The sequence below is a fragment of the Massilimicrobiota sp. mt181 genome (assembly GCF_055420065.1).
In genome coordinates this window covers 25743-47724 of sequence record NZ_JBVAYN010000018.1, presented here as the reverse complement: position 1 = coordinate 47724, position 21982 = coordinate 25743, and the positions used below count along the sequence as shown (strand labels likewise).

General features: G+C 30.1%; 24 protein-coding genes. 3 read left to right on the top strand and 21 right to left on the bottom strand.

Annotated features, from left to right (window positions below; genetic code table 11):
* From ACZYT4_RS10400 to ACZYT4_RS10380, 5 genes are all read right to left on the bottom strand, one after another.
* Positions 1-306 (bottom strand): recombinase family protein (locus ACZYT4_RS10400; protein ID WP_463785406.1); only part of this gene is annotated, 306 nt, incomplete at its 3' end.
* Between the two features lie 48 nt (positions 307-354).
* Positions 355-831: a hypothetical protein gene (locus ACZYT4_RS10395; protein WP_463785403.1), complete on the bottom strand. Its 477-nt coding sequence runs from the start codon at positions 829-831 to the stop codon at positions 355-357.
* A gap of 1047 nt (positions 832-1878) precedes the next feature.
* Positions 1879-2481 (bottom strand): ATP-binding cassette domain-containing protein, encoded by a 603-nt coding sequence (locus tag ACZYT4_RS10390; protein WP_463785402.1) that lies wholly within the window; start codon positions 2479-2481, stop codon positions 1879-1881.
* Between the two features lie 14 nt (positions 2482-2495).
* Positions 2496-2663: a hypothetical protein gene (locus ACZYT4_RS10385; protein WP_463785400.1), complete on the bottom strand. Its 168-nt coding sequence runs from the start codon at positions 2661-2663 to the stop codon at positions 2496-2498.
* A 328-nt stretch (positions 2664-2991) separates the two neighbouring features.
* Positions 2992-3858 carry a hypothetical protein gene (locus tag ACZYT4_RS10380; RefSeq protein ID WP_211963845.1) on the bottom strand — a complete coding sequence of 289 codons (867 nt, stop codon included), beginning with the start codon at positions 3856-3858 and terminating at the stop codon, positions 2992-2994.
* 543 nt (positions 3859-4401) lie between these two features.
* On the opposite strand from ACZYT4_RS10380, the gene ACZYT4_RS10375 reads away from it, so the two are divergent.
* Positions 4402-5082 (top strand): LytR/AlgR family response regulator transcription factor, encoded by a 681-nt coding sequence (locus tag ACZYT4_RS10375; protein ID WP_211963841.1) that lies wholly within the window; start codon positions 4402-4404, stop codon positions 5080-5082.
* 3 nt (positions 5083-5085) lie between these two features.
* Positions 5086-6327, top strand: a complete 1242-nt coding sequence (locus ACZYT4_RS10370) for a GHKL domain-containing protein (protein ID WP_463785394.1) — start codon at positions 5086-5088, stop codon at positions 6325-6327.
* On the opposite strand, the gene ACZYT4_RS10365 is transcribed toward ACZYT4_RS10370, so the two are convergent.
* Together ACZYT4_RS10365 and ACZYT4_RS10360 are read right to left on the bottom strand one after the other, a co-directional pair.
* On the bottom strand, positions 6272-6568 hold the full coding sequence (locus tag ACZYT4_RS10365) for a transposase (protein WP_463785412.1): 297 nt from the start codon (positions 6566-6568) through the stop codon (positions 6272-6274). The genes ACZYT4_RS10370 and ACZYT4_RS10365 overlap by 56 nt on opposite strands.
* A gap of 246 nt (positions 6569-6814) precedes the next feature.
* Complete coding sequence (locus tag ACZYT4_RS10360) at positions 6815-8374, bottom strand: lysozyme family protein (protein ID WP_463785392.1); 1560 nt, start codon at positions 8372-8374, stop codon at positions 6815-6817.
* Positions 8375-8505: 131 nt separating this feature from the next.
* On the opposite strand from ACZYT4_RS10360, the gene ACZYT4_RS10355 reads away from it, so the two are divergent.
* Entirely contained in the window at positions 8506-8862 is a 357-nt protein-coding gene (locus tag ACZYT4_RS10355) for a DUF6809 family protein (protein WP_463785390.1), read from the top strand.
* 62 nt (positions 8863-8924) lie between these two features.
* Here the strand turns inward: ACZYT4_RS10355 and ACZYT4_RS10350 are convergent, their stop codons facing one another.
* From ACZYT4_RS10350 to ACZYT4_RS10285, 14 genes are all read right to left on the bottom strand, one after another.
* Positions 8925-9671 carry a DUF6674 family protein gene (locus ACZYT4_RS10350; RefSeq protein ID WP_463785388.1) on the bottom strand — a complete coding sequence of 249 codons (747 nt, stop codon included), beginning with the start codon at positions 9669-9671 and terminating at the stop codon, positions 8925-8927.
* The gene (locus tag ACZYT4_RS10345; RefSeq protein WP_463785386.1) at positions 9671-12013 is read right to left on the bottom strand and encodes a VirB4-like conjugal transfer ATPase, CD1110 family; all 2343 of its coding nucleotides are present in this window, start codon (positions 12011-12013) and stop codon (positions 9671-9673) included. The genes ACZYT4_RS10350 and ACZYT4_RS10345 overlap by 1 nt, the downstream gene beginning before the upstream one ends.
* Positions 11955-12371, bottom strand: coding sequence for a PrgI family protein (locus ACZYT4_RS10340; protein WP_463785384.1), 417 nt, complete (start codon positions 12369-12371; stop codon positions 11955-11957). The genes ACZYT4_RS10345 and ACZYT4_RS10340 overlap by 59 nt, the downstream gene beginning before the upstream one ends.
* 70 nt (positions 12372-12441) lie before the next feature.
* On the bottom strand, positions 12442-12858 hold the full coding sequence (locus ACZYT4_RS10335) for a hypothetical protein (protein ID WP_463785381.1): 417 nt from the start codon (positions 12856-12858) through the stop codon (positions 12442-12444).
* A complete protein-coding gene (locus ACZYT4_RS10330; protein WP_463785380.1) occupies positions 12855-14363 on the bottom strand; it encodes a Y-family DNA polymerase in 1509 nt (502 codons plus the stop codon). Before ACZYT4_RS10330 ends, ACZYT4_RS10335 begins: the two co-directional genes overlap by 4 nt.
* Positions 14364-14473: 110 nt before the next feature.
* Positions 14474-15304: a VirB6/TrbL-like conjugal transfer protein, CD1112 family gene (locus tag ACZYT4_RS10325; protein ID WP_463785378.1), complete on the bottom strand. Its 831-nt coding sequence runs from the start codon at positions 15302-15304 to the stop codon at positions 14474-14476.
* Between the two features lie 35 nt (positions 15305-15339).
* Positions 15340-15657, bottom strand: a complete 318-nt coding sequence (locus ACZYT4_RS10320; protein ID WP_463785375.1) for a glutamyl-tRNA amidotransferase — start codon at positions 15655-15657, stop codon at positions 15340-15342.
* A gap of 100 nt (positions 15658-15757) precedes the next feature.
* Positions 15758-17560 (bottom strand): VirD4-like conjugal transfer protein, CD1115 family, encoded by a 1803-nt coding sequence (locus ACZYT4_RS10315; RefSeq protein ID WP_463785373.1) that lies wholly within the window; start codon positions 17558-17560, stop codon positions 15758-15760.
* Positions 17547-17753 (bottom strand): hypothetical protein, encoded by a 207-nt coding sequence (locus ACZYT4_RS10310; protein ID WP_211963824.1) that lies wholly within the window; start codon positions 17751-17753, stop codon positions 17547-17549. Before ACZYT4_RS10310 ends, ACZYT4_RS10315 begins: the two co-directional genes overlap by 14 nt.
* Entirely contained in the window at positions 17750-18658 is a 909-nt protein-coding gene (locus ACZYT4_RS10305) for a hypothetical protein (RefSeq protein ID WP_463785369.1), read from the bottom strand. Before ACZYT4_RS10305 ends, ACZYT4_RS10310 begins: the two co-directional genes overlap by 4 nt.
* A gap of 6 nt (positions 18659-18664) precedes the next feature.
* A complete protein-coding gene (locus ACZYT4_RS10300; protein ID WP_463785367.1) occupies positions 18665-19405 on the bottom strand; it encodes a PcfB family protein in 741 nt (246 codons plus the stop codon).
* A 230-nt stretch (positions 19406-19635) separates the two neighbouring features.
* On the bottom strand, positions 19636-20208 hold the full coding sequence (locus tag ACZYT4_RS10295) for a DUF3800 domain-containing protein (RefSeq protein ID WP_463785364.1): 573 nt from the start codon (positions 20206-20208) through the stop codon (positions 19636-19638).
* Positions 20209-20255: 47 nt separating this feature from the next.
* Positions 20256-21611: a relaxase/mobilization nuclease domain-containing protein gene (locus tag ACZYT4_RS10290; protein ID WP_463785363.1), complete on the bottom strand. Its 1356-nt coding sequence runs from the start codon at positions 21609-21611 to the stop codon at positions 20256-20258.
* On the bottom strand, positions 21611-21952 hold the full coding sequence (locus tag ACZYT4_RS10285) for a plasmid mobilization protein (RefSeq protein WP_087297324.1): 342 nt from the start codon (positions 21950-21952) through the stop codon (positions 21611-21613). The genes ACZYT4_RS10290 and ACZYT4_RS10285 overlap by 1 nt, the downstream gene beginning before the upstream one ends.
* Positions 21953-21982 lie beyond the last annotated feature (30 nt).

The following is a 21982-nucleotide window of genomic DNA, read 5'->3' as shown; positions in this document are numbered from 1 at the left end:
AAATATATTAATTTCATGCTTGTCACAAAGCATCTTAAATTCAGCAAACAGTTCCTCATAAATACAGATTCTTGTCTTGTCATAAATAAAGATAGCGTCAATTTTCTCATTAATAATATAATATATAAGCTTTTCCATCCCTCTACTTCCAAAATGCGTGCCACTACCTATCTCTCTTGCTACTGCAAAAACATCCGCATTGAGTATATCAGCATATTCTTTAAGTATATCCTCTTGATACTCAAGTAGATATTTTGCTTCTTCAGATAAAACTCTACAATAAATAAATACTTTTAATTCTTTCATTTAGTTTCCTCCTTCAGGGAAATATCCCTTCACTTCTTACATAAGAAACTAAAAAATATTTTCGCCATCTTCTAATTTATTTTTTAAAATTTTTTCTATTTTTTTCTTTCTTTTTTCAACAGTATAGATAGGTATATATAATTTCTTTGATGTTTCTGAAATTGTCATTTCCTCTAAAAAGATACAGATTGCTATATTTTTGTATTGATCAGGCAATCTATAAATCTCCTGAACAGCCCTCTTAGCCAAATCTTTAATGTATATTTGATGAACAAAATCAACATATTTACTTCTGTTAAAAATAAAAGAAGTAGCTAAATCCATGTCCGAATAATATTGGACTGAATTCGCTACTTCTCTTTCTTTGTTATACTTTATTTTCATGTAACTTCTAAGACAAGTTAAATATATGTCTTTATCTACCTCTATATATATTCGATTAACTTTTATAAAATATGTATTTAATCCATCCTTGTTTGTTATTCTTTTAAAATCTTCTTTTTCATAGTCATTGACTTTATACATTGTATACCTCCAATAATTTAAATTTCTTTCAATCATTGGAGGTGGTGCCCTGATATAATAAATCATCTATTCTGAAAAACCTCTTTTTAATAAGATGGCTCTATAATATATGAATAGACTAATCAAAAAATTAAACTTATTATTTTTCACACATTTTTTCAAATAATTTGCATTTGCTATTTTATATATCAAATTATTTGTAGATCAAGTACAAAATTTCACTAAATACTATACAGATAATTTTATATACATATTACGATTATTTTGTTTAATACAATCCTGTAACACTTAAATTTAAAACTTTAACTGTACGTATATTGATTATTTTACACATTAAAATACCAGCTGCACGTAATTCAAAAATAGGTTTGACAGAAACTTTTTTTTGGCATAATAAAAGGCCCTCCTTTCGCTATAGTGATGAGAGTCTGTTACTCTCAATACCATGATAACAAAAGTGGGTCCAATCGTGCGTGTTAATGGTGTTTACATGTGAATTAAATATTATAAAATAGTGCTTAAACTATGTATCGGTGGTGCATAACGCGTGAAATAATCAACAAGTGACTCAGATGATCTATGAAATAATAAAAAATAAAAATATTCGAAACGAAATATATAATAAAAATGTAACAAAAATCGAAATATCTATCTTTTTTATTAACAACGAAGAAAAAGAAAAGACGATAAGCATAGCTATATTAACTAATATATAAACAATATAAACATGAGAAATAGGCAGCATCAAAATATCCATTAACAAATTAATTATTAAATATATAATTGCAGAAATAATAACCCAGCCAAAATAAATAGAATATATTCTTTTTCCAATTCTCACTTTTGACAATAATTCTACGTATGCATACTCTATGATAAAATGATAAATATACATAACATTTAAATATGATATAAGTATAGAAATCATTTGTAAAAAAATTTTATTTGAAAAAATATATTTTGTCATAAAATAATCTTGTGGATCTGTGACAAAAAACCCTAAGAGTACATTTGCGCAAACTAACATGATTATGTATTTAATATGCTTCATTCTTTATATAAAACACCATTTTCTAATTTATAAATAACACTAAAATTTAATTCTTCCATCATATCATGTGACGCAATAACTACTGATTTTCCGGATAGCACTAGTTCTTTGACAATTTTTTGAAATTTATTTATACTATCTGTATCTAACCCTCTTGTTGGCTCATCAAATAAAATCAAATTTTGATCCTCCATAATTGCTTGTATTATACCAACTTTTTGCCTCATTCCAACTGAATATGTTTTCATGGAAGACTTATCATTAATATCCAATTCAAAATACTCACATAGCTTTCCTATTTTATCTTCATCATAACGTCGTGTTAAGGAGGCTAGATATTTTAAATTAAATTTCATTGATTCTAATTCGATATATCCTGGATTTTCAATCAAGGCTCCTATTATTGTATTTTCAGCGATAGTAATTTTACCTTGTGTTGGTTCTAAAATATCACATATCATTTTTAATAATGTAGACTTTCCACTTCCATTTTTTCCATATAAATAAATAAGCTCACCTTTTTCTATTGAAAAATTTATATCTTTTAAAACTTCTTTATTCTTAAATTTTTTTGAAACATGCTCAATCTTTAACATCATATCTATCTCCTTTTTTAAACAAAATAAATCGATACAAAATAATAATGAAAAGTCAATTGAATTGCTATAGGAACAAATAAGCATAACATATTTTTATCAACAATTGACTGAAAAGAAATAATCAATGATCCTATTCCTATAATCAAAGTATAAATAACCATATAATAAACCAAAATACTCATCGTACCATTCTTAATTCCTGTGCTGTAGTTCAACATAAAGATGGAAAAAATTATAGAAAATGAGATACCTAAACAAATATTACTTAAAAAAATCTGCTTGATAAATGAATTGTATTTTTTTCTTGTAATAATGAAATTATTTATTTTTTGAATAACTAAATTCTTTTTAAATAACCATATAAAAAAACAATTATAAATAATTAGTGATGGATAATTTGATGAAACAATCATATTTATTGCATCGTCACGATTCATTATAATAATTACCGATAAAAACAAACACATAAAATATATTATATCCTTTTTGTTTATGCATTTAATCAAACAATTATTCATTTTTGTACTCCTTTATGAATCTTAATTTCATTAAAAATAAGCATAATACACTATACATTATGATTCCTAATAAAAATAATAATAAAGGGCTTGACTCAATCGCAGGCATATAAACGATTCCAGGATTTAAAATATAGGGTAAATATAATGAACCAATAAAAAGACGAAAAAAATAAATGGATATAGACGAAGCAACTATCGCTGGTAAAGTATATAATAATATTCCTAAAATAAGACCTAACCCTCTAAAAACGTATGTATTTTTAACAAAAACTTGCATATTATAAATGAGGCTTGCAAACAATCCGTACCCTATACTTGATAACAATATATAAATAATAATATTCAAAAGTTGATTTGAGCATATCATTCTCGTCATATCATAAACTGCATCATTATAGAAACTATTTTGAAATTGGAAATAAAATACATGAATAATTACACAAATAAAAATATTTAATAATACTACATAGATAAAAGTTGATAAAAAAATAAAAAACGTTTCTATTTCCATGTTATATTTATAACCTAGTCTTGTAATTTGAAAATTCGTAAAATTATTATTCTTCTGACTTATAAAATTAATTATATAAAGATTAGGAATAATAAATATCAAAAAAATGTATAAGAGTACGTACAAACCTGAATGCTGTATATAATAATAGAGTTTGTAGCCAACATCAGGTGATATAACTAATAACTCTTTAATTTCAGTAGCTGTATAACTACCATATTCCATACTGTATACAAAATGTACAATAAATGCTACAGCACAAAATGAAAATAATATATAAACATATATTTTTTTTAATTTAAATAACTCTTTTTGTTTTGAAAATGTATCCACTATATATTTCATTAACACACCTCCTCGTATAATATGTAATGTAAAATTTTGGTTTTATAGATTGTTAATTTCATAATCTATGTCTATACAAGTTATAATCAATCTTTTGATTCTATTTTCTATTTCAAAGATAATAGTTTTATTTTTGCGTTCTAAATCTATTCTTATCTTATATGTTCTACTCCTCAAAGCTTGATTTATACTTGAATAATTTTTCTACAGTATCCTTATACTTTTCTTATAGAAACCAAACACATGTTTAAATATACAGAAATTTGCTATTTATTCACAATAACAATAAAGGAATAGATTTTCTCCTTCCTTTTAATTTATAAACATCATAACAAAGCATTTTTCTCCATTCAATATGTATATCATAAAGTGTATGTGTAATTACCTAAAATGCATTTTGGACTTACGATAACAACTTTAATAGAATGAAATGTCAGATATATTTATATACTGAGTGATAAATAAAAACAAAAAGTATATATTTTAAAAATCTGTAATCTATGGTAATATGAGTATAATATTTCAAGACGAGGAGATGATTTGATGAATTGTTGTATTATTGACGATGATGAAGCTTTATTAAAAAAAATAATGAATATTCTCTCTTGCCATAATCAAGTAAATACTATAGATTTTACTTTTATTAATGATCCATCTTACATTGATTATTCAATTCAATACGATATTCTTATATTAGATATTGAAATGCCTCATCAAGATGGTATCTCTATAGCTAAGAAATATATAAATACTTATAAAAATACTTTTATTGTCTTTTTAAGCTTACATCATGAACTCGTTTTTGATACATTTCAAGTTCAACCATATAATTTTATTAGAAAAGAATATATTGATGAAGAATTAATAACAACACTTGTAAGTATATCTCATAGAATACAAGATAATTTTTTATCAATTTCCTATAAAGGGATAACAAAAAATATTCGTTTAAATGAAATAATGTATATTGAATCAGTACAACATAAATGTATTATACATCTAGTTCAATCAAACACATTTGAAACTTCCCTTACATTGAAACAACTATATAAAAAATTAAATCTAGATTTCTATAAACTTAACAGATCTATTATTATTAATTGGAACTATGTCACAGAAATAAAAAATGGCTATGTTTATATCAACGACATTTCTTTTGTCATAAGACGTGGACAAATAAACGCTATTAATAGATTATTTTATCTTCATCATAAGGAGGGATAAATAATGCTGCTATCTATAATTGATTGTCTTCTAATTGCATTATTACCAACATTGTTTATAAAAAGAATAGCCAAAATTAAAAAAATATATTTATCTTTAATGGTTCTATTTTATTTTTCTATCTCATATTACTTTTTATATATATTATTATATAAAATAAATTTTAATACATTATTATCTATCAGTATTATTTTGTGTTTGACCTTTTTGCTTTACAAATTCTTGTTAAAAAATAATTATCATGCTATATACTATTCTGTTTTTATAAATTACTTTATTATTTTTATTACACTTTTATGCCTTTTTATTGTAGATTTTTTTGGAATTTCTCCCATCATATCAGTTAATATATTCTTTTGTTTTCCAATCATTTTTCTTGCTGTACTAACCATATTTTATCTATTTAAAAACCTTCATATATCTATAATCGAATATTTATCCAAAAAAAAATATATTATTTTTTTAATATGTAGTTTTTTTTTAGTCATTCTGTCTTTTTATACTGATTTGTATAAAAAGACTATATATATATCTTCTACTTACAGTATGGAATTAATTATTGGATTGATAATTTTACTCTTTTTTTATATGATATTTTTAAAAAACATTTATAATAAAACAATTAAACAAAATGAATTTATTAATAGTATTATAAAACAACAGACTCTTGAATTTCAAAAAATGTTAGAAAATGAAAAAGAAATACGTCAACTCAAACATAATATGAAACACATCTTATTATCTATATTAGATCAATACGAAAACAATCCTTATCAAATAAAAAAAACAGTGATAGAACACCTTCATTATCTTGATAATCAAGAAAAAATTATTAATACTGGTCATTCATGTTTAGACATTATTATTAGCTATTATATGCCTATTATAAAAGAAAAAAATATTGATATTATTACAAATTTCTTTCAAAATCAAAGTTTACTTAAAGACACAAACATTTACATTATATTAGGGAATATTTTGGAAAATGCAATTGAACACTGTAATGCTAAAACTAAAAATAAAATTATTATATATTCTACAATTCAAAATAATAATTATTATTTTCAAATAAAAAATACTATCGACCCTAATTCAAAAGTTTGTCTAAATACATCACAAAAAAAAGACAGTGGACATGGATATGGTATCGAAAGTATAAAAAAACTTGTTAAAAAAAATAATGGAAAAGTTAAATTTTACAACGATAGTATGTTTTTTTATGTTGAATTGTATTTACCTTTATAATATCATAAAGAAACATATATAATGGTAATTTGTTGTCCTGAAAGATAGTTCTTGCAAAAAGATAAACTTGATGTGAACACTGAGAACAAGTGTAGACATTGTTTCTACACTTGAGCAAAACAAAATAAACACAACCACATTCAGGGCAAACAACTTCTAAAGGGTAAAAGACATTTAAGAAAAAATTTCTGCAGATATATTCATTATTGAAGAAAAGCTTATTGAAAGTGATATGACTCATGATTTTTGATTTAGCCTTAGCACAGTTTATTGACGTAAACAATGACCTCCATAAATAATTGTCAATGTCATTATACATTAACCAAAAAATAATGATCGCTAAAACAGTAGAAAGACTCCAAAAAACGGAGTTAAAATAAAAAAGTATTACAATTAGATCAGATAGCCCATGAAAATTATTTCAACTCTAATTATTGAAATAAATATAAACTTTTAGATATAATGTGACCATATAATTAATAGTTTATTATTTAGATATACATACCTGTCCATATCCAATTATCACCTTATTTCTTAACGTATACTTCTTTTCTCTACATTCATCATTACTATTACCTTCTATTGTATAAACATATTGATTATCAGACGACTCTACAATACCTACATGATCAGGATCATTGTCATTGTTCCAATCAAAGAATATTAAATCTCCACCTTTGGGCTTATAATCCTTGTAAGCCCATTTTTTATTATCCTTGAACCATTGTATTCCATCTTCAACTCTAGAAAATTTCGGTATACAAGTATTCAAATCACCACTTTCGTTTGCGCACCAGCTTACAAAAATAGCACACCATTCCACATGAAAATCAAATCCATACCATTCCCAATATTTTCTTCCTCCAACATTGCCTACCTGTGATTTTGCTACTGCAACAATATCTCCATTTGCTATGTGATAATATCTCAAAACGTGTTCTACATAGTCAGGATCACCATAGACATCTACCTTTAGCTTTGCTTTCATTTCATCTGAAAACAGTTTTGCATTAGCTCTGGTATAACCTTCAAAATGCTCTAAAGCCCAATCAATATAACCATTTCCATAGTTATATCCTTGTAAAGCCAATGATATATTTTTCATATCAGATATACTTTTTACACTTGCTGTTTTTAAGCAATCTGACAAATAATGGACACCACAGTCAATCGAATATTCAACATCTTGAATTCCATCTGGTTGTTTAGCATATTTTTCATTATATGGACACTCTGATGATTGCATCGGGTCTAATCCCTTGCCACCACTTTCCTGCATCATCACTGCTTGAATAAGGGGAACATATTCAGAAACTTCATATTTTTCTGCATATCTTTCTATGATTTCTGTATATCCAAGAACTTCAGCCGAAACATACATTGTTCCATTTTCTACACTCGAATCATCTGATAATGCTGAAAAGACACCAATAAAAAGAACTATGACTATCAACAATATCAATCCTGTCCCTAAAGATATGATATTATTGACTTCTGTCACAGTTTTCTTGACTACACCAACTGTACCTTTAAAAATTTTAGCCGAGTGATGAGATGACTTTTCTATCGTAGAAAGAGAATCTTTGGTCTTTCTTATCTTGCTTTTTTGTTTGGCTATAAAAAAAGATTTCATTTGTTGATTATAATAATTTGATACATTCTCATTTGAAATCTTAGTATTGTCATTCTTTATTTTTATAACTTTTTGATCTGCTGGTTTTTCCATTTTTTTATTCACAATTAAATCTTTAGAATTATTATTTGTCTTTGCTTTTTTGAATTCATTGTTTTGTTCTTTATTCTGTTTTCTATTCTTTCTCTTCATGAATAACTTCTTATTATAACGAAAGCTCTGATATGCTGTTTTCTTTTCTCTATCCACTACTTTATTGACTGCATAGTTATTATCCTGCACTTCAACATTATTTTCTTCTTTTTTATGCCTTTTAAATTCAATACTATTTTTCTTGATGAAATGCTTAAGATTGTCATTCTTCTTATTTATTTTAATGGTATGATTCTTTTCTTTTGTCTTTATGTCTTTCATTTTTAGCTTCCTTTAAGTTAATTTTTAATTGTATCATTTCTAACACTCCCTCTCAATGATATGAAATTCAACATTCGTACATTTGTATGAAAAAGGCATTATGTTTATGATGTTACTGAGGTGATTGACAAATGGATAAATATTTAAAACAAATTTTTGATCTGTATCTAAACGATGAAATATATTCAAATCAAATTGCACACGATAAACAGTACATAGCTTTACTCGAAGAAATACATAACCTGCAGGAAAAAATAATAAAAAGTTTAAAATGTAATTCAAAAGATTCAAATATGGATTTATTAGTACAGAACCTATTCAATGCACATATGGAACTTTCCAATCTATACCGATACTATGATTTCGTAGAAGGATTTGCTCTTGGTACCCTCAATGGCATAAATTGCACAAAGCATGATGATAAAACTGTCTATAAAATAAATAAAATGATAAAAGATTTAATATTAGAAAACAAAAACATAGATTAAAAAAAGAGATTTCCAATTCCCTTAATCAGGAGAAAGAAACCTCTTTTTATTGTTATTGATGGCTAACGGATTGGTTCTTTATGAATAGTCTTTTCATCTTTTCGATGGTTTGATTGGTTTGATATAAGCTTCAGATGACTTCTGACCGATTCTCTTTTGAAATGATCAAGCTGATTTAACATCTTTGAGGTTTTCATAGCCATGCCTTTAACTAATTGATGAATAGAACGGGAAGATTTTTGCATAAAATTAAGTTTTGAAAAATCATTGCTTTCATGAACTGCTTTTTTCCCCATAAACAACAAACCAATATTCTTGATATTTCTTTTGGCATTTCTCACTTCAACAGTCATGGAATCAACTGTCTGAATCATATGGTTTGTTTTGCTTAATGCTTTTATAAAAGACTTCTGCAAACTCGTTAAAGCATCTTTGATATGCAGTAAATCAATAGTCTTAACAATTCCACTTTTGCCATGCTGTTTAAAAGATTGAATGCAGCCTTTCATTGAATTCGTTACATCTCTTTTTAGGTTGTTCAATTTATTCATGCTTATATCAACAACATCCTGTGTCTTATTTAATGTTGATTCCAATCTCATCTTCATTGTTGGATTTTGCATAGCATTCAACTGTTCCTTTATATCCCCTAATTCCTTGATAACCAATTCAAATTGTTTTTCCATTCTTTCAATATAATTAGTCAGGCCTTTTGTATTGTCATATTCCTTGTGTTGATCATTATCCAATAGCATTGACATATACTCTTTTACAATAGGATCATTCATAATAGGTAACTGCTTATCCATTATTTGTCACTTCCTTTCATTTCTCTATCCGATGGCTTTGTCGTCATTAATTTATATAATTCAGTATTCTTTGGAAACCTATTTACAAACGGAACAAGACTTCCTCCATGTCTAATCAATCCACAGCCCGGTTCTGCGTTGGTTATATAAGTTAACTGTTCATCACTGATATTCAACAATGTAGCAAGTTTTTCTCTATCCTGATATGCCTGATTCAACATCACAACAAACTCAGAATTTGATAACATTGTACTCGCCTGAACACTATCAAGCAGATACTCTACGTTTTGTGTAATGCCAATAGGGTATCCATCACGTTTTCTGAATTGTCGCCATGCTGAATTGAAGAAACTTGCACTTTCCTCATTTTCAAAGACAACATGAAATTCATCAATGATGATATGCGTTCTTTTCCCTTTTCTCCAATTATCATTGACTCGATTAATCATGGCATCTGTAATGACCAATAATCCCATTGTCTTCAGTTGCTTCCCTAATTTAAAAATATCATAGGAAACGATACGACTAGATGTGTTGACATTTGTTTCATGAGCAAATGCATCTAACGAACCATCAGTAAATAATTCAAGCTTCAGTGCCAGACTTCTTGCTTCTATTTCAGGCTGTTCTAGAAGTTTCTCTCGCAATGTTATAAGAGTTGGCACTTGCTTAGTTTGATAGTAATCCTGATAGACGAGTGTGACACATCTATCAATAATACTTCTTTCACTAGGCTTGACTCCATCTCTATCAAGCTGTTCAAATAATGACATAACAAATTGTGATTTGTCGCCAACAGGATTTCCACTATCTCCATATCCTTCATTCATATCCATTGCATTGATATGATTAGGACTTCCTGCAGCTATTTGAATGACTTCGCCACCTAATTCTTTGACAAGTAAAGAATATTCACCTTCTGGGTCACAAATGATAATATCGTCATCTGTTGACAATGCTATAAAGATAATCTGTTCCTTTGTCAAAAATGATTTTCCACTACCCGGTACACCTAATTGGAATGCGTTGGGATTCATCAGTTTTTCCTTATTACATAGAATAAGGTTATTTGTAATGGCATTCTGTCCAAACCATATTCCACCTTCATCAACTATCTCCTGTGCTCGAAATGGAATGAACACAGCGAGGCTCTCGGTAAGCAAAGTTCTTACAATATCCAGCTTGTTGATACCAATAGGCAATACACTCATGAGTCCATCAAGCTGACGACTGGCAAAGGCAAGAGGAGATAGCTCACACATATACTTTCTGGCAGTAGCCATTAATAGTTCTGAATCATTATCAAGTTCTTCTTTGGAATCAGCTAGATGAACCAGTGTCATACAGCCAAGCATCATTCTTTGGTCTCTGACTATCAGATCGTCGAGAAATTCCTTTGCTTCCTTGCGTTGATTTTCCATATCATAAGGTATCACAGCACTGAAATTGTTATTGGCATTCTGACGTCTTTGCCAGTTTGTAATATTGGTTTCGATTCCCAAAAGACGATTCTCAACTTCCTTAATAGCTTCATCAGTAGGAACAGTTATAATATCCATGCTATACATAAGATTTCTATTCAAGGAACAAAGTTCTGCAACAAATCCATCCTTAATATAGCTTGCATAATTGGACAGATATAGCACTCGTCCAAATTTATCTCCTAGCTTGAAATACTTGTTATGAAATTCTGGCTGATAGGGACAGATTGCATCCTTGAAATCATGTCCCTTATGCATGAAATCCTTAAAATCAAATTGAAAATTTTCTTCCATTCCATTTCGATAGAAATCATGCAATATCTTCAGTCTGTCTATTGCATTGAGCTCTTCCAGGGAAGAACCTAATTTTGAAAAATGTGATGAAAGCTCAACAGTCGTTCTTGAAAAGAAATTTCTTGCTTCATCTATATTATTTTTAAAAACAGTAATCGTTATATATTTTTCCTGTTTGATACTGTCCACTCCTGAAATTTTATCTAAAAGCATGTCATTATATTCCTTACGATATTTATCAAGATGATCTCCTTTTAGTGGTATCAGAATATGACTTTTGAATTCCTGTATATTAACCTTACGATTATTGATTGTAATCTTAGTTGTAGAGGAACTATCTAGTGAATTCAGCAATTCACTGTAATTCAAAAATATATTAATCTTTTCTTCCTTGGATGCGATAGAATAATTCACATCCTTGAAACGATAGGTTTTGGAATATTTATGACCAGAACAAAAAATACCATCTTTATAGATGGTATCAATATCAATGATGTCCTGTGCCCTTTTAGGCACTTTTATCTTGTCTTTGTTTTGTTTTCTTAATTTTTCGTAGCTTTTTATCATTTGGATTTATTGACTCCTTTCTTTGATTATCTATATAATCTTTCAATATTTCATAATATAGATTGTAGGGTCTAAAAACAAGCTGTCGATGACTCATTAAAAATGAGCGCCATGCGTTGATTAATATCTTTTCAAAATTCATACCCTGATATGAGACAAATCCTAATGCTGCAAATGGTATGGCAACAACAATACATAACCAGCTTGTCACTTCAAGACCCAATACATCTATAAACATAAAGTAGACTATAACTGCTACAAAACATGCCAATACAGAAAAAAAGCACTGTCTAAGAGTTAATCCCAAGACAATGCTTTCTGTATAATTTCTTATTTCTTTATTGATTTTAACTTCCATTTATACACCTTCTTACTACCAATTAAAATAAACATTACATTTTATAAGATTATGTTTAAATAAAAGAATTTCATTCATAGCATATCGATTCAATCTGATATATATCCATGAATTTTACCTTTATTCCATTTTCAAACAAAACATATCGTTCATAATCATCTATCTTTTTTACGACATCTGATATTTTCAGATATGTTCCACCACTTTTTCTGTTATCTTTTTTAAAATATGTCATGATGACCTTAGGAGAACTTTTAATGTGCTCTTTAATATCATTCAATTGATTATTAATTTCTAACAGCTGATACTCATCTAATTCTAGCTTCACATCCACTATTCTTGCCGTTTCATCAATGGCCTCCTGATGACCCGTAAGTGCAGCAAATGGTGAAAACTGAGCAGCACGATCTTGAATGGACATTCTAGGGTGAACCTTTGAAGTATGGTGTGGTAAATTGATAATATCGCTATAATCTCTGTTCATCATGCTTTATGTCCTCCAATCTGTTTATTTCTATCCTGCGTTGTTGCTCCTTCTTCTAAATCCATTGCTTTCAAAACACTGTTTTTTCCATACTTCTTCTTAATTTTATTAATGGCCATCTGTAACTGATGTTCCTCTTCAAGTTTTTCTTTTTCTTTTTTAAGACTTTCTGCATCATATTTTGAATAAGAAAAAATATCAATCTGATCATAAAATTCTTTATTCTTTATGCTTTGACCATCCACAAGATGATTTGCAGATATATTTAAGCGTCTTATAAATAATTTTCTATCTACAATTCTATCATATAGTTCTAAGACTTTTTCAGTTATCAATTTTGTAGACGAAGTCGGAAATTTCATATTTGCTGTTCCATGTGCATGCTTTGGAATTTTTCTGCCATACATATCTGTCTTTATTTCTCCAGTATATGAATGATTGATATTCTTGATATCATATCCAACCGTCAAAACTATCTGATCAGTTACGAGATTCTTATCAACAAGATCTAACGTTAACATATCGACCATTTCTTTCACAATCAGTCTTGCTCTATCATAAGTATATGGCTCATGCAACACCTGACCAGAACCAATACTCTTATCTCTTGGCTTATATTCCTTTATATCCTTTATTGTACATGGCTCATATCCCCAAGCATGATCGATAAGAAGCTCAGCATTCACACCAAATAGTTTGTAAAGAAGTTCCTCATTGTAATAATCCTTTTCATTCCCTAATGAACACCTTGCAATATCACCCATAGTATATAAATGGATTTTTTCTAACTTTTTCGCATAACCCTTACCTACTCTCCAAAAATCAGTAATGGGCGTATGATTCCACAAAAGTTGACGATATGACATTTCATCTAATTCGGCAATTCTAACGCCATCTTCATCTGGTTCAACATGCTTTGCTACAATATCCATAGCTACTTTACAGAGGTATAAATTTGTACCTATTCCAGCAGTTGCTGTTATGCCAGTTGTTGACAAAATATCCTTAATAATTGTTCTCGCAAGTTCATGAGCCGTCATTCTGTAATTCTTTAAATAATTGGTAACATCCAAAAAGACTTCATCAATCGAATAGACATGTATATCATCTTGTGAAACATATTTCAGGTATATATCATAAATTTTTGTACTATATTCAATATAATAAGCCATTCGTGGCGGTGCTGCGATAAATGAAACAAGCAAATTTGGATTATTTTTCAACTCTTCATCTCTGAATGATTTCTCTGTCAATTTTCTTCTTGCTTTTCTCTGTCTTTGGTCATTAACTTCTCTCACTTTTTGTATAACTTCATATAATCTAGCTCGACCGGAAATACCATATGCCTTAAGAGATGGAGATACGGCCAAACATATAGTTTTCTCAGTACGACTAGCATCTGCAACAACGAGATTTGTAGTAAGTGGATTGAGTCGACGCTCAACGCATTCTACAGAAGCATAAAACGATTTTAAATCAATAGCAATATACTTGCGTTCTTTAGACATTGGTATTCTCCTTTCGAAAAATGAATTACAATTATTCTTAACATATTTTCATTAAATATAAAATGATTTAGATAAATTATACAATCAAACCGTGAGATTGAAAAGGAAATTTACAAGCCCATCATATCCTTCACAACACGATCTGACATCTTAACAGTTCCAACTAAAACAAGCATATTAAAAACCGTTTCACCGATATATGTCCATAGCATGTTTATAGCAGATGCTGAACTGTCTATTACAGGTGGTGAAGCTGCAAACTGTGAAAAAATAATGCATGCTAGAACAATAATGGCACCTTCTAAACAGACCCCAATATAACTTTTTAAAAAAGTAACTGCTACAGACTGTGTATTTTCTGAAGCTGATGTTGACAGAGGTATGGGGCTTATTGCTGTATACATATACAATTTAAAGAATCTTCCATAGACTGTCAATATGAGTACAAAAGATAATATTGTTATGAATATTCCTCCAAGTAATGTCACTGCCCATACTGGTATGCTTTCCAGAAATCCACAATTTTCAACAGCTGTGATGATTTCTTCGGGAATCGTTGTCGTTGTCGCACTTCCAGCACTCACTGTAGACATAATCTTGGCTGTTATCCCCTGAACTATTTCAAAGACTTTCGTCATGATAGTCATTCCATATACAACAATCCCCCTCGCAATTGCAAATCTTAAAAACAATCGTAATGCATGTTCAGGGCGCTTGATTTCTGTAAGGTTTGTACAGGTTCTCACCATTCCAATAACAAAGAATAAGACAAGCAACGCCAGACCAATCGCTGTCAGTCCACCATGAATCTTGACAATGATTTCCCATATATGACCTCCCTTGAAGTCCTGAGGTGTCTGAGTGAGAAGCAGCCATATTTCTGCCATCTTCTCGTTCCAAGTGTTGATTGCATTGGTGAGATTGTCGATGATTCCACCCATTTATTTTCACCTCACTTTTTGTATTATTAAAATGCTTAACCACCGACAATCAGATTTAATATTTCTTTCGCAAATGTAATAATGATTCCTCCAGCTAGAGTCAAAAAACCGTTGGCACGTTGCGATGGATCATGGCTTTTCAAACTCAAACCAACCTGAACGACACCAAATCCCAATAAAATCATACCTATGGCTCTAATCAGGCTAAAAATAAAAGTTGATAGGTTATTGACAACAGTCAATGGATCTCCATCTGCAAGGACTGGAGTTGCTCCAAAGTTAAGAATTAATACACTTAAAACATATGCTAGAAATAAACTTCTTGCCTTTCTTGAGAATTTCATAAACTTCATATTTCTTTTTCCTCCCTTTTGTTTTTTACATATTAAAAAAGGTGCAGTTATGATTTTGTATCTAACTACACCTGAACAATGATATGTTAATCATTATCTATTAAGCAATTTCATCATCTTGAGATTGCTCTCCTTCTTTTTTTATAAGTTCTTCAAAATATTCTTCTATATCTTCATCTGAATAAAGTTCATAGTCTTCATCAGTTAGAAGAACATTCTGCCAGTCCTCAATCGCATATTTCACTTTTCCATGTTCATAAGACTTGGCTTTCCCATCCTTTGTATATTTTACATTGGGATGTTTCAATATATCATATTTCTTGTCAAAAATTGGTCGTTCACCACGTATAAATAACAATGAATAATCATTATCTAATAGTCGTACCTCATCAGGTGTCAGAAGTTCTCTTCCAGTCTGCTGATAATTTGTAGAATAGTTTCCATTCTTTCCACCTGATTTGACATAGGTATTTGTATCCAATGTTTCTTTCCCAAGATATTCACTAAGAAACTTATGAGTGGATTGTTCATTTCCACCCAGATAATATAAGCTATCACAATTCCCGATAATGCTTTCCCATGCATCTTTATACAATGCCTTTATCTGTGCAAGATTCTGAATAACGATTGATACAAATATCCTTCTCGAACGCATGGTACTCAGCAGTTTATCAAATTCATCAGGTAAGGCGACATTGGCGAACTCGTCCATTAAAAAGTGAACTGGAATGGGCAATTCACCACCATGAACAATGTCTGCCTGATAGTACAGCATCTGAAACAATTGAGTATAAAGCATTCCAATGATAAAGTTGAATGTTGAATCATTGTCAGGTATAACACAAAAGATTGCTGTCTTTCTTTCTCCTACTAGATTTAACTCAAGCTCATCAGTAGCTGTTAAGGAAGCAATGCTTTCAAGATTAAAAGCCGCTAATCTTACACCTACACTTATAAGAATTGATTTTGCTGTTTTACCTGCTGCCTGTTTATATATCTTATACTGCTTCAATGCTAGACTATTTGGATTTCTCAGTTCAAGTCTTTCAAACAGTTCATCTAAAGGACTCTGATAATCTTCATCATCTTCTCGTACATCAGCTGCTGCAATCATTTCCATGACCATAGTAAAATTCTGTTCATTCTTGGGTGCTTCATGCAATAAATAAAGACATAATGCCTCTAATAAGGCAGTTTCGGACTTTTCCCAAAAGGGGTCATTGGTTTGACTTCCCTTTGGGGTTGTATTTCTAATCAGATTGGTAATCAATTTCAGTACATCCTTATCATCATAAATATATTCAAAAGGATTGTAACAGTGTGATTTGGTCATATTAATCAAATCAACGACCTTGATAACATACCCTTTCTTTTCTAAAAGATAACCTGTATCTCTTAACAGCTCTCCTTTTGGATCAAGGCAAACAAAACTTGTATTGCACTGCATTAGATTTGGCTTTCCATAGAATCTTGTCTTTCCAGCTCCACTCCCACCAATGACGATTGTATTCAGATTACGTCTATGTTTTTTTCCATCAAGTCCAATACGAACATTCTGACTCAAAATTTTATTCTGTGAAAATGTCTTATCGGCATATTTTTTATTGACGCTTCTATTGTTTGCCCATCTTGCTGAACCATATTCTTCCTGACGACGATAGTTTCTCTTATTAGAAAGATAGATTCCCATTCCACATACATAAACGACAATAAATAAACACATCGTTCTGAGACTGTCCTTACTCCATACAATAGAAAAAGGACTGTTCATTGCTTCGCTGATATATGGCAATGCATTCAACAGTCCTCCATCAATATAAGGTGCAATTTTAAGACTCAACCATACAACAAGTATGAAACCTATAATAAAAAGAACAAATCCATCATGATTATCTTTCCTCATAGATTTTCCTTGTTCCTTTCAAAGTATCAGCTCTAGCAGATTTTGCAATGATGGTTTCAATAAAATCATAGTTTTTATTTTCTCTGATCTGGTCATCTCTCAATTTTTTCAGTGCATTGATAATGATTCTTCTCTCACAGTCTGTGACACAGATACAGACAATTTTCTCCCTCGATGCAAATAGCCCCATCATCTACTCACATCATTTCTTTGATGTTTTTTCTCTTGCTGTGATTTATAGATTCCTCTGTCAATGCGTTCACTGACATCTTCACATAGGTTTTTAATATTTCCCAATTCCTGTTTAATATCCTTTGATTTCATTCCAGAAAAATAATGAACAACCTGATCTGCAAATCGTATATCACGAACAGGAACTCCGTACTTTTGACAAAGAATATAGGCAGAACTTTCAATAAAAAACTGATTGTTTTCACGGTTATAATCAGAATACTGTTTATCAAATTCCACATGACAGTATTCTCTTGCAAGTCCCTGAATCAACTGTTGAGGACTCAAGTTATTAGCATAATAGATACATTTGGCATCGGGCGAATAAAATACAGGCTCCCCACCTTCAAAAGTATCTAATTGCTGTAAAGATACTGGTGAATCATATGTCAGACCATTAATCATGTTTGCAACATTCATCTGTGGTGCATTATATAATGCTTCCTTTGTGTTGATCTGCGAAACATCAAATAAATACTTTGGATTATAGTTTGTACCATACGATCCATCTTCTCTTTGATATTCACCAGTGGGTTCTAGGACCTGTATACCCTTTTCACCTTTTTTAATATAGAGTTTGTTTTCACGCCAATGTTTGCCGTCCTTCAGCATCTTTGCATCAGGCTTCTGTGCCATAATCAAAAGAGCATTGGTCACTGTATAATCCAATCTTGCCATGAGATTTAAAAACTGCAGATATTTCTGTGGAGAAGAAACAACTTCACCAGACTGAACTTCTGCTAGTTTATACAGATGATTTCGTTTATATTTCATCTGTTTTGCATATTCCTCTTTAGATAATCTTGGCTGTTTTCTTTCATTTGATCTTTGAGCATTTTTATTTAGCATTGCATAAATATTTTCCATGAAATGTTACCTCACTTTCTTCTTGATTTTTTTCTTTTTGATATTCTTATGCTGACTCTGTTGTTTGACAGTCGTCTTCTTTTCTTGCTGTTTCTTGATTTCATTAAGTTCTTTTCTCACCGATAGACGCTTATCAATAATATTTGGTTCTTTTCCTGCTTTGACTGAGGTAGGCTCGAACGGATTGGCGTCCTTTGTCGTTCGAGCAGTAGTCGGGTTTTCAGAAAAACTCTTTTCTTCTTTCTTCATTGAATCCATTAATGATTTCACAAGTTTATCATGTTCATCATCATTTAATGTTGGTACATCCTTAAATGATTTGTCTTGTTTTGAAGATACATACTCATTGATTGCTTTTGTATCAATCGTAGCCAACTCAAACTTATCAACTATACGACTAATTTTTGATGCATCCTCTGCTCTTACCATAATGTCACATATCCCATCTATATTGTTCTTTTCTTTCAGGACACAATACATGACACCATAGCGTTTGGCCTCCTGACAGAAAACTTTTAAATCATTATGATGAATGGCAAAGACTTTCAATTCCTTTCCAGACTTCAGCATGGAATTAAGTCTTGCTTTTCCTTTGACTTTTTTCTTATCGGTTAAAATAGCATAAAGCATTGCCGCTAAAGATTTAGATGCCATACCACCAGCTTTGAGTGCAACATTGGCAGCAACTTCAATGCCTTGCAAGGTCATTCTTGTCATCTGATCAGCTGTTTCCCCACCTGTAGTCATTTTTTCACACTCCTTTTGTTGAAATTCAAATATTTAGAAATACAAAAAACGATGAATTGAATCATCGCTTAAGATTAAAAATTGATAAAACTGTATAGAAAAAGGTATGGCTCCGCATCAATCTGCACATCCCGCCACAAGAGGCAAGAAAACCATACCTATAAGAGTATACTCTCTTTCTAAACATAATATACCATTAATTCTGCATCATGTCAATCAATGACATAATACTATTCAATCGAATGATAATTCGTTAGAAGATAATATAATGTACTGTCTTTTTCATAAATATGATGACGTATAATACTACATATATTGTCTATAAATTGTAAACCATATTCTAAACGAGAATCCTGTTTGACAATAGATAAAACATTATTATTTTGTTTTATTGATTCGATTATTTTTAGTTCAAAATCAGTTTTATTAAATGTATCAAAAATGATATCAATTTCACAATCAATTTGTGAAACAATTTTATTCAATAACGAAATATAGACATTTTCCTTTTCTTGCTGATAAAACGATTTACTTTTTTTCTTATAAACAGCATAATAAATGGAATAATTCATTGTGCATATATGTTCAAGCATACACACTTTAATCCTTTGATATTTTTTATCTAGTATTACAGATTTAAATTCTGTAAAGATTTTTTCTTTATCTTTTGGAGAAATGTGAAAGTTCTTTACCTTCTTCTTGAATTTTTTAAATGTTGCATCTGTTTTTAATTTAGAATCTGTTAATAAACCTGCAACTATAAAGTAATCCTCACATTCTGTTTCATCAACAAATAATATCATTATATGGTTTCCTCTTTCTTGTTAATAGTCTTTTTATATTCTATCATTTATCGTTCTGTATTTCTATATAAGCTGTTGAATTGTGTATCATTTTGTCTTTCATTCATTGATTTCATAATTTCTCTTATCTTCAATGAACGATTTTTTATTCCCTCATAAAGCCTCACCTCCTTTCGTAATTCCTTGATTTCTTCAGAAAGACTATACACATCTCTTTGAAGTTTCTCTTTTGTATCAGGATTTTTACAACGTCTGATTTTGTTATAAATACATCTGCGTTCCTTAATAAGTGATTCCAGTCTATTCTTGACAGCTGATTCTTCTTTTTTTAGTTCATCAACTGTTTCAATTCTTTTTTTACACAATAGAGTTGCTTCCTTTGTTATTTGATCCATATATCTTAAATCCTCTCTCAATAAAAAATGCACTCTTCTTTTATGAGGTGCATTCTTGGGTAATATTCCCATTTCAAACATATAACGAACATACAGTGCACGAAAGCCTGTTATCTTTTTTGATTTTTTAACATTTCCCTGATAGTGATATATTTTAGGTTTGGCTTTTTGAACTACGTCTATAAACCCTATATCATTATTCAAAATGCGAAGCTTGATGTTTTCTTCACTGTATGATTCATCCTTGGTAAGCTTGTGAAGTCTAAAAAAAATTTCAGCACCCGGTGGTCTGATGGCTATATGCTTGACATCTGTTTTGACTTCATATCCCATTGATTTTAAATATCTAATGAATTGCGTAAATGTCATTGAATTGTTGATAGCTCTATCAACATCATCTATCATAAGTGTTCGCCTTGTAGGCATTTTTTCTTTTTCAGCCAGCCACTCACTATAGTGCTTTCCTTTCTTTGGATTATCAATAACACTCAAACGATATTTTCTACAGATTTCATCAGACAAACGTCTTAATCTATCATAATCCTTATGCTTGTTTAAAAATCTTTTATGTGTTGCCCAAGATACAGAGTTTACTACAAAATGATTATGATAATGCTCCTTATCTAAATGCGTTGTCACCAATACTTCAAATTCATCACCCCACATCTTTTGAGCAAGTTCAACACCAATAGCATGAGCCATTTCTGCCGTGACCTCTCCAGAGACAAATGACTGATATCCATGAAAGGCAAGAACACTATCTTCCTTATGTGCCGCCTTCTTTGTTTGAATCATCTGATCATACACATTGTAAGGACTGCAGTTGACACCACTAACATAGAATTGCTTTTCAGTTTTGAAATCATCTTCTACATATTCGATAACATTTTCAAGTCCCTGAAATTCATAGGCATTAAAATCCTTGTTTTCTGTTTTCATTGGATTAACAACATAATCAAGGACATCCTTCAAGCTATACTTAACAGCCCACATGGAAGTTGTTGCCACTATATATCCACCTCATCTTTTCTGTATTCACCATTGACATATAAAACATATTGAATCTGTTTTTGAAGCTCCTCAAAATTCTTTTTATATTTCATGACATCAATGGAGCCAGTCTTATAGGCAATCACTGCAATTTGATTAATGTTATTTCCTATCTTTCTTAATTGATAAATGGTTTCTTTTAAATCTGGATAAGGCTTTTCAGCTGGCACAATCTTTTGAATAATCAAACGAAGATATGCTTCTCTTGAAAGACCTGTTTTAGCGACTGCCACATTCAAATGATTTAATTCATCATCGCTTAACCTGATTTCTATTCTATTTTTTCTTTTCACTTTCATAATATCTACCACCCTGTATAATGCACATAA

What these genes read in the sequence shown, in the direction of transcription:
- ACZYT4_RS10285 (WP_087297324.1), bottom strand. Translation starts at nt 21,952, where the DNA reads ATGAAAGTGAAAAGAAAAAATAGAATAGAAATCAGGTTAAGCGATGAT.
- ACZYT4_RS10345 (WP_463785386.1), bottom strand. Translation starts at nt 12,013, where the DNA reads ATGATAAAAAGCTACGAAAAATTAAGAAAACAAAACAAAGACAAGATA.
- ACZYT4_RS10360 (WP_463785392.1), bottom strand. Translation starts at nt 8,374, where the DNA reads ATGAAAGACATAAAGACAAAAGAAAAGAATCATACCATTAAAATAAAT.
- ACZYT4_RS10335 (WP_463785381.1), bottom strand. Translation starts at nt 12,858, where the DNA reads ATGATGAACAGAGATTATAGCGATATTATCAATTTACCACACCATACT.
- ACZYT4_RS10395 (WP_463785403.1), bottom strand. Translation starts at nt 831, where the DNA reads ATGTATAAAGTCAATGACTATGAAAAAGAAGATTTTAAAAGAATAACA.
- ACZYT4_RS10350 (WP_463785388.1), bottom strand. Translation starts at nt 9,671, where the DNA reads ATGGATAAGCAGTTACCTATTATGAATGATCCTATTGTAAAAGAGTAT.
- ACZYT4_RS10355 (WP_463785390.1), top strand. Translation starts at nt 8,506, where the DNA reads ATGGATAAATATTTAAAACAAATTTTTGATCTGTATCTAAACGATGAA.
- ACZYT4_RS10305 (WP_463785369.1), bottom strand. Translation starts at nt 18,658, where the DNA reads ATGGAAAATATTTATGCAATGCTAAATAAAAATGCTCAAAGATCAAAT.
- ACZYT4_RS10375 (WP_211963841.1), top strand. Translation starts at nt 4,402, where the DNA reads ATGAATTGTTGTATTATTGACGATGATGAAGCTTTATTAAAAAAAATA.
- ACZYT4_RS10310 (WP_211963824.1), bottom strand. Translation starts at nt 17,753, where the DNA reads ATGATGGGGCTATTTGCATCGAGGGAGAAAATTGTCTGTATCTGTGTC.
- ACZYT4_RS10370 (WP_463785394.1), top strand. Translation starts at nt 5,086, where the DNA reads ATGCTGCTATCTATAATTGATTGTCTTCTAATTGCATTATTACCAACA.
- ACZYT4_RS10295 (WP_463785364.1), bottom strand. Translation starts at nt 20,208, where the DNA reads ATGATATTATTTGTTGATGAAACAGAATGTGAGGATTACTTTATAGTT.
- ACZYT4_RS10380 (WP_211963845.1), bottom strand. Translation starts at nt 3,858, where the DNA reads ATGAAATATATAGTGGATACATTTTCAAAACAAAAAGAGTTATTTAAA.
- ACZYT4_RS10365 (WP_463785412.1), bottom strand. Translation starts at nt 6,568, where the DNA reads ATGAGTCATATCACTTTCAATAAGCTTTTCTTCAATAATGAATATATC.
- ACZYT4_RS10315 (WP_463785373.1), bottom strand. Translation starts at nt 17,560, where the DNA reads ATGAGGAAAGATAATCATGATGGATTTGTTCTTTTTATTATAGGTTTC.
- ACZYT4_RS10340 (WP_463785384.1), bottom strand. Translation starts at nt 12,371, where the DNA reads ATGGAAGTTAAAATCAATAAAGAAATAAGAAATTATACAGAAAGCATT.
- ACZYT4_RS10320 (WP_463785375.1), bottom strand. Translation starts at nt 15,657, where the DNA reads ATGAAGTTTATGAAATTCTCAAGAAAGGCAAGAAGTTTATTTCTAGCA.
- ACZYT4_RS10330 (WP_463785380.1), bottom strand. Translation starts at nt 14,363, where the DNA reads ATGTCTAAAGAACGCAAGTATATTGCTATTGATTTAAAATCGTTTTAT.
- ACZYT4_RS10385 (WP_463785400.1), bottom strand. Translation starts at nt 2,663, where the DNA reads ATGAGTATTTTGGTTTATTATATGGTTATTTATACTTTGATTATAGGA.
- ACZYT4_RS10300 (WP_463785367.1), bottom strand. Translation starts at nt 19,405, where the DNA reads ATGACTACAGGTGGGGAAACAGCTGATCAGATGACAAGAATGACCTTG.
- ACZYT4_RS10390 (WP_463785402.1), bottom strand. Translation starts at nt 2,481, where the DNA reads ATGATGTTAAAGATTGAGCATGTTTCAAAAAAATTTAAGAATAAAGAA.
- ACZYT4_RS10325 (WP_463785378.1), bottom strand. Translation starts at nt 15,304, where the DNA reads ATGGGTGGAATCATCGACAATCTCACCAATGCAATCAACACTTGGAAC.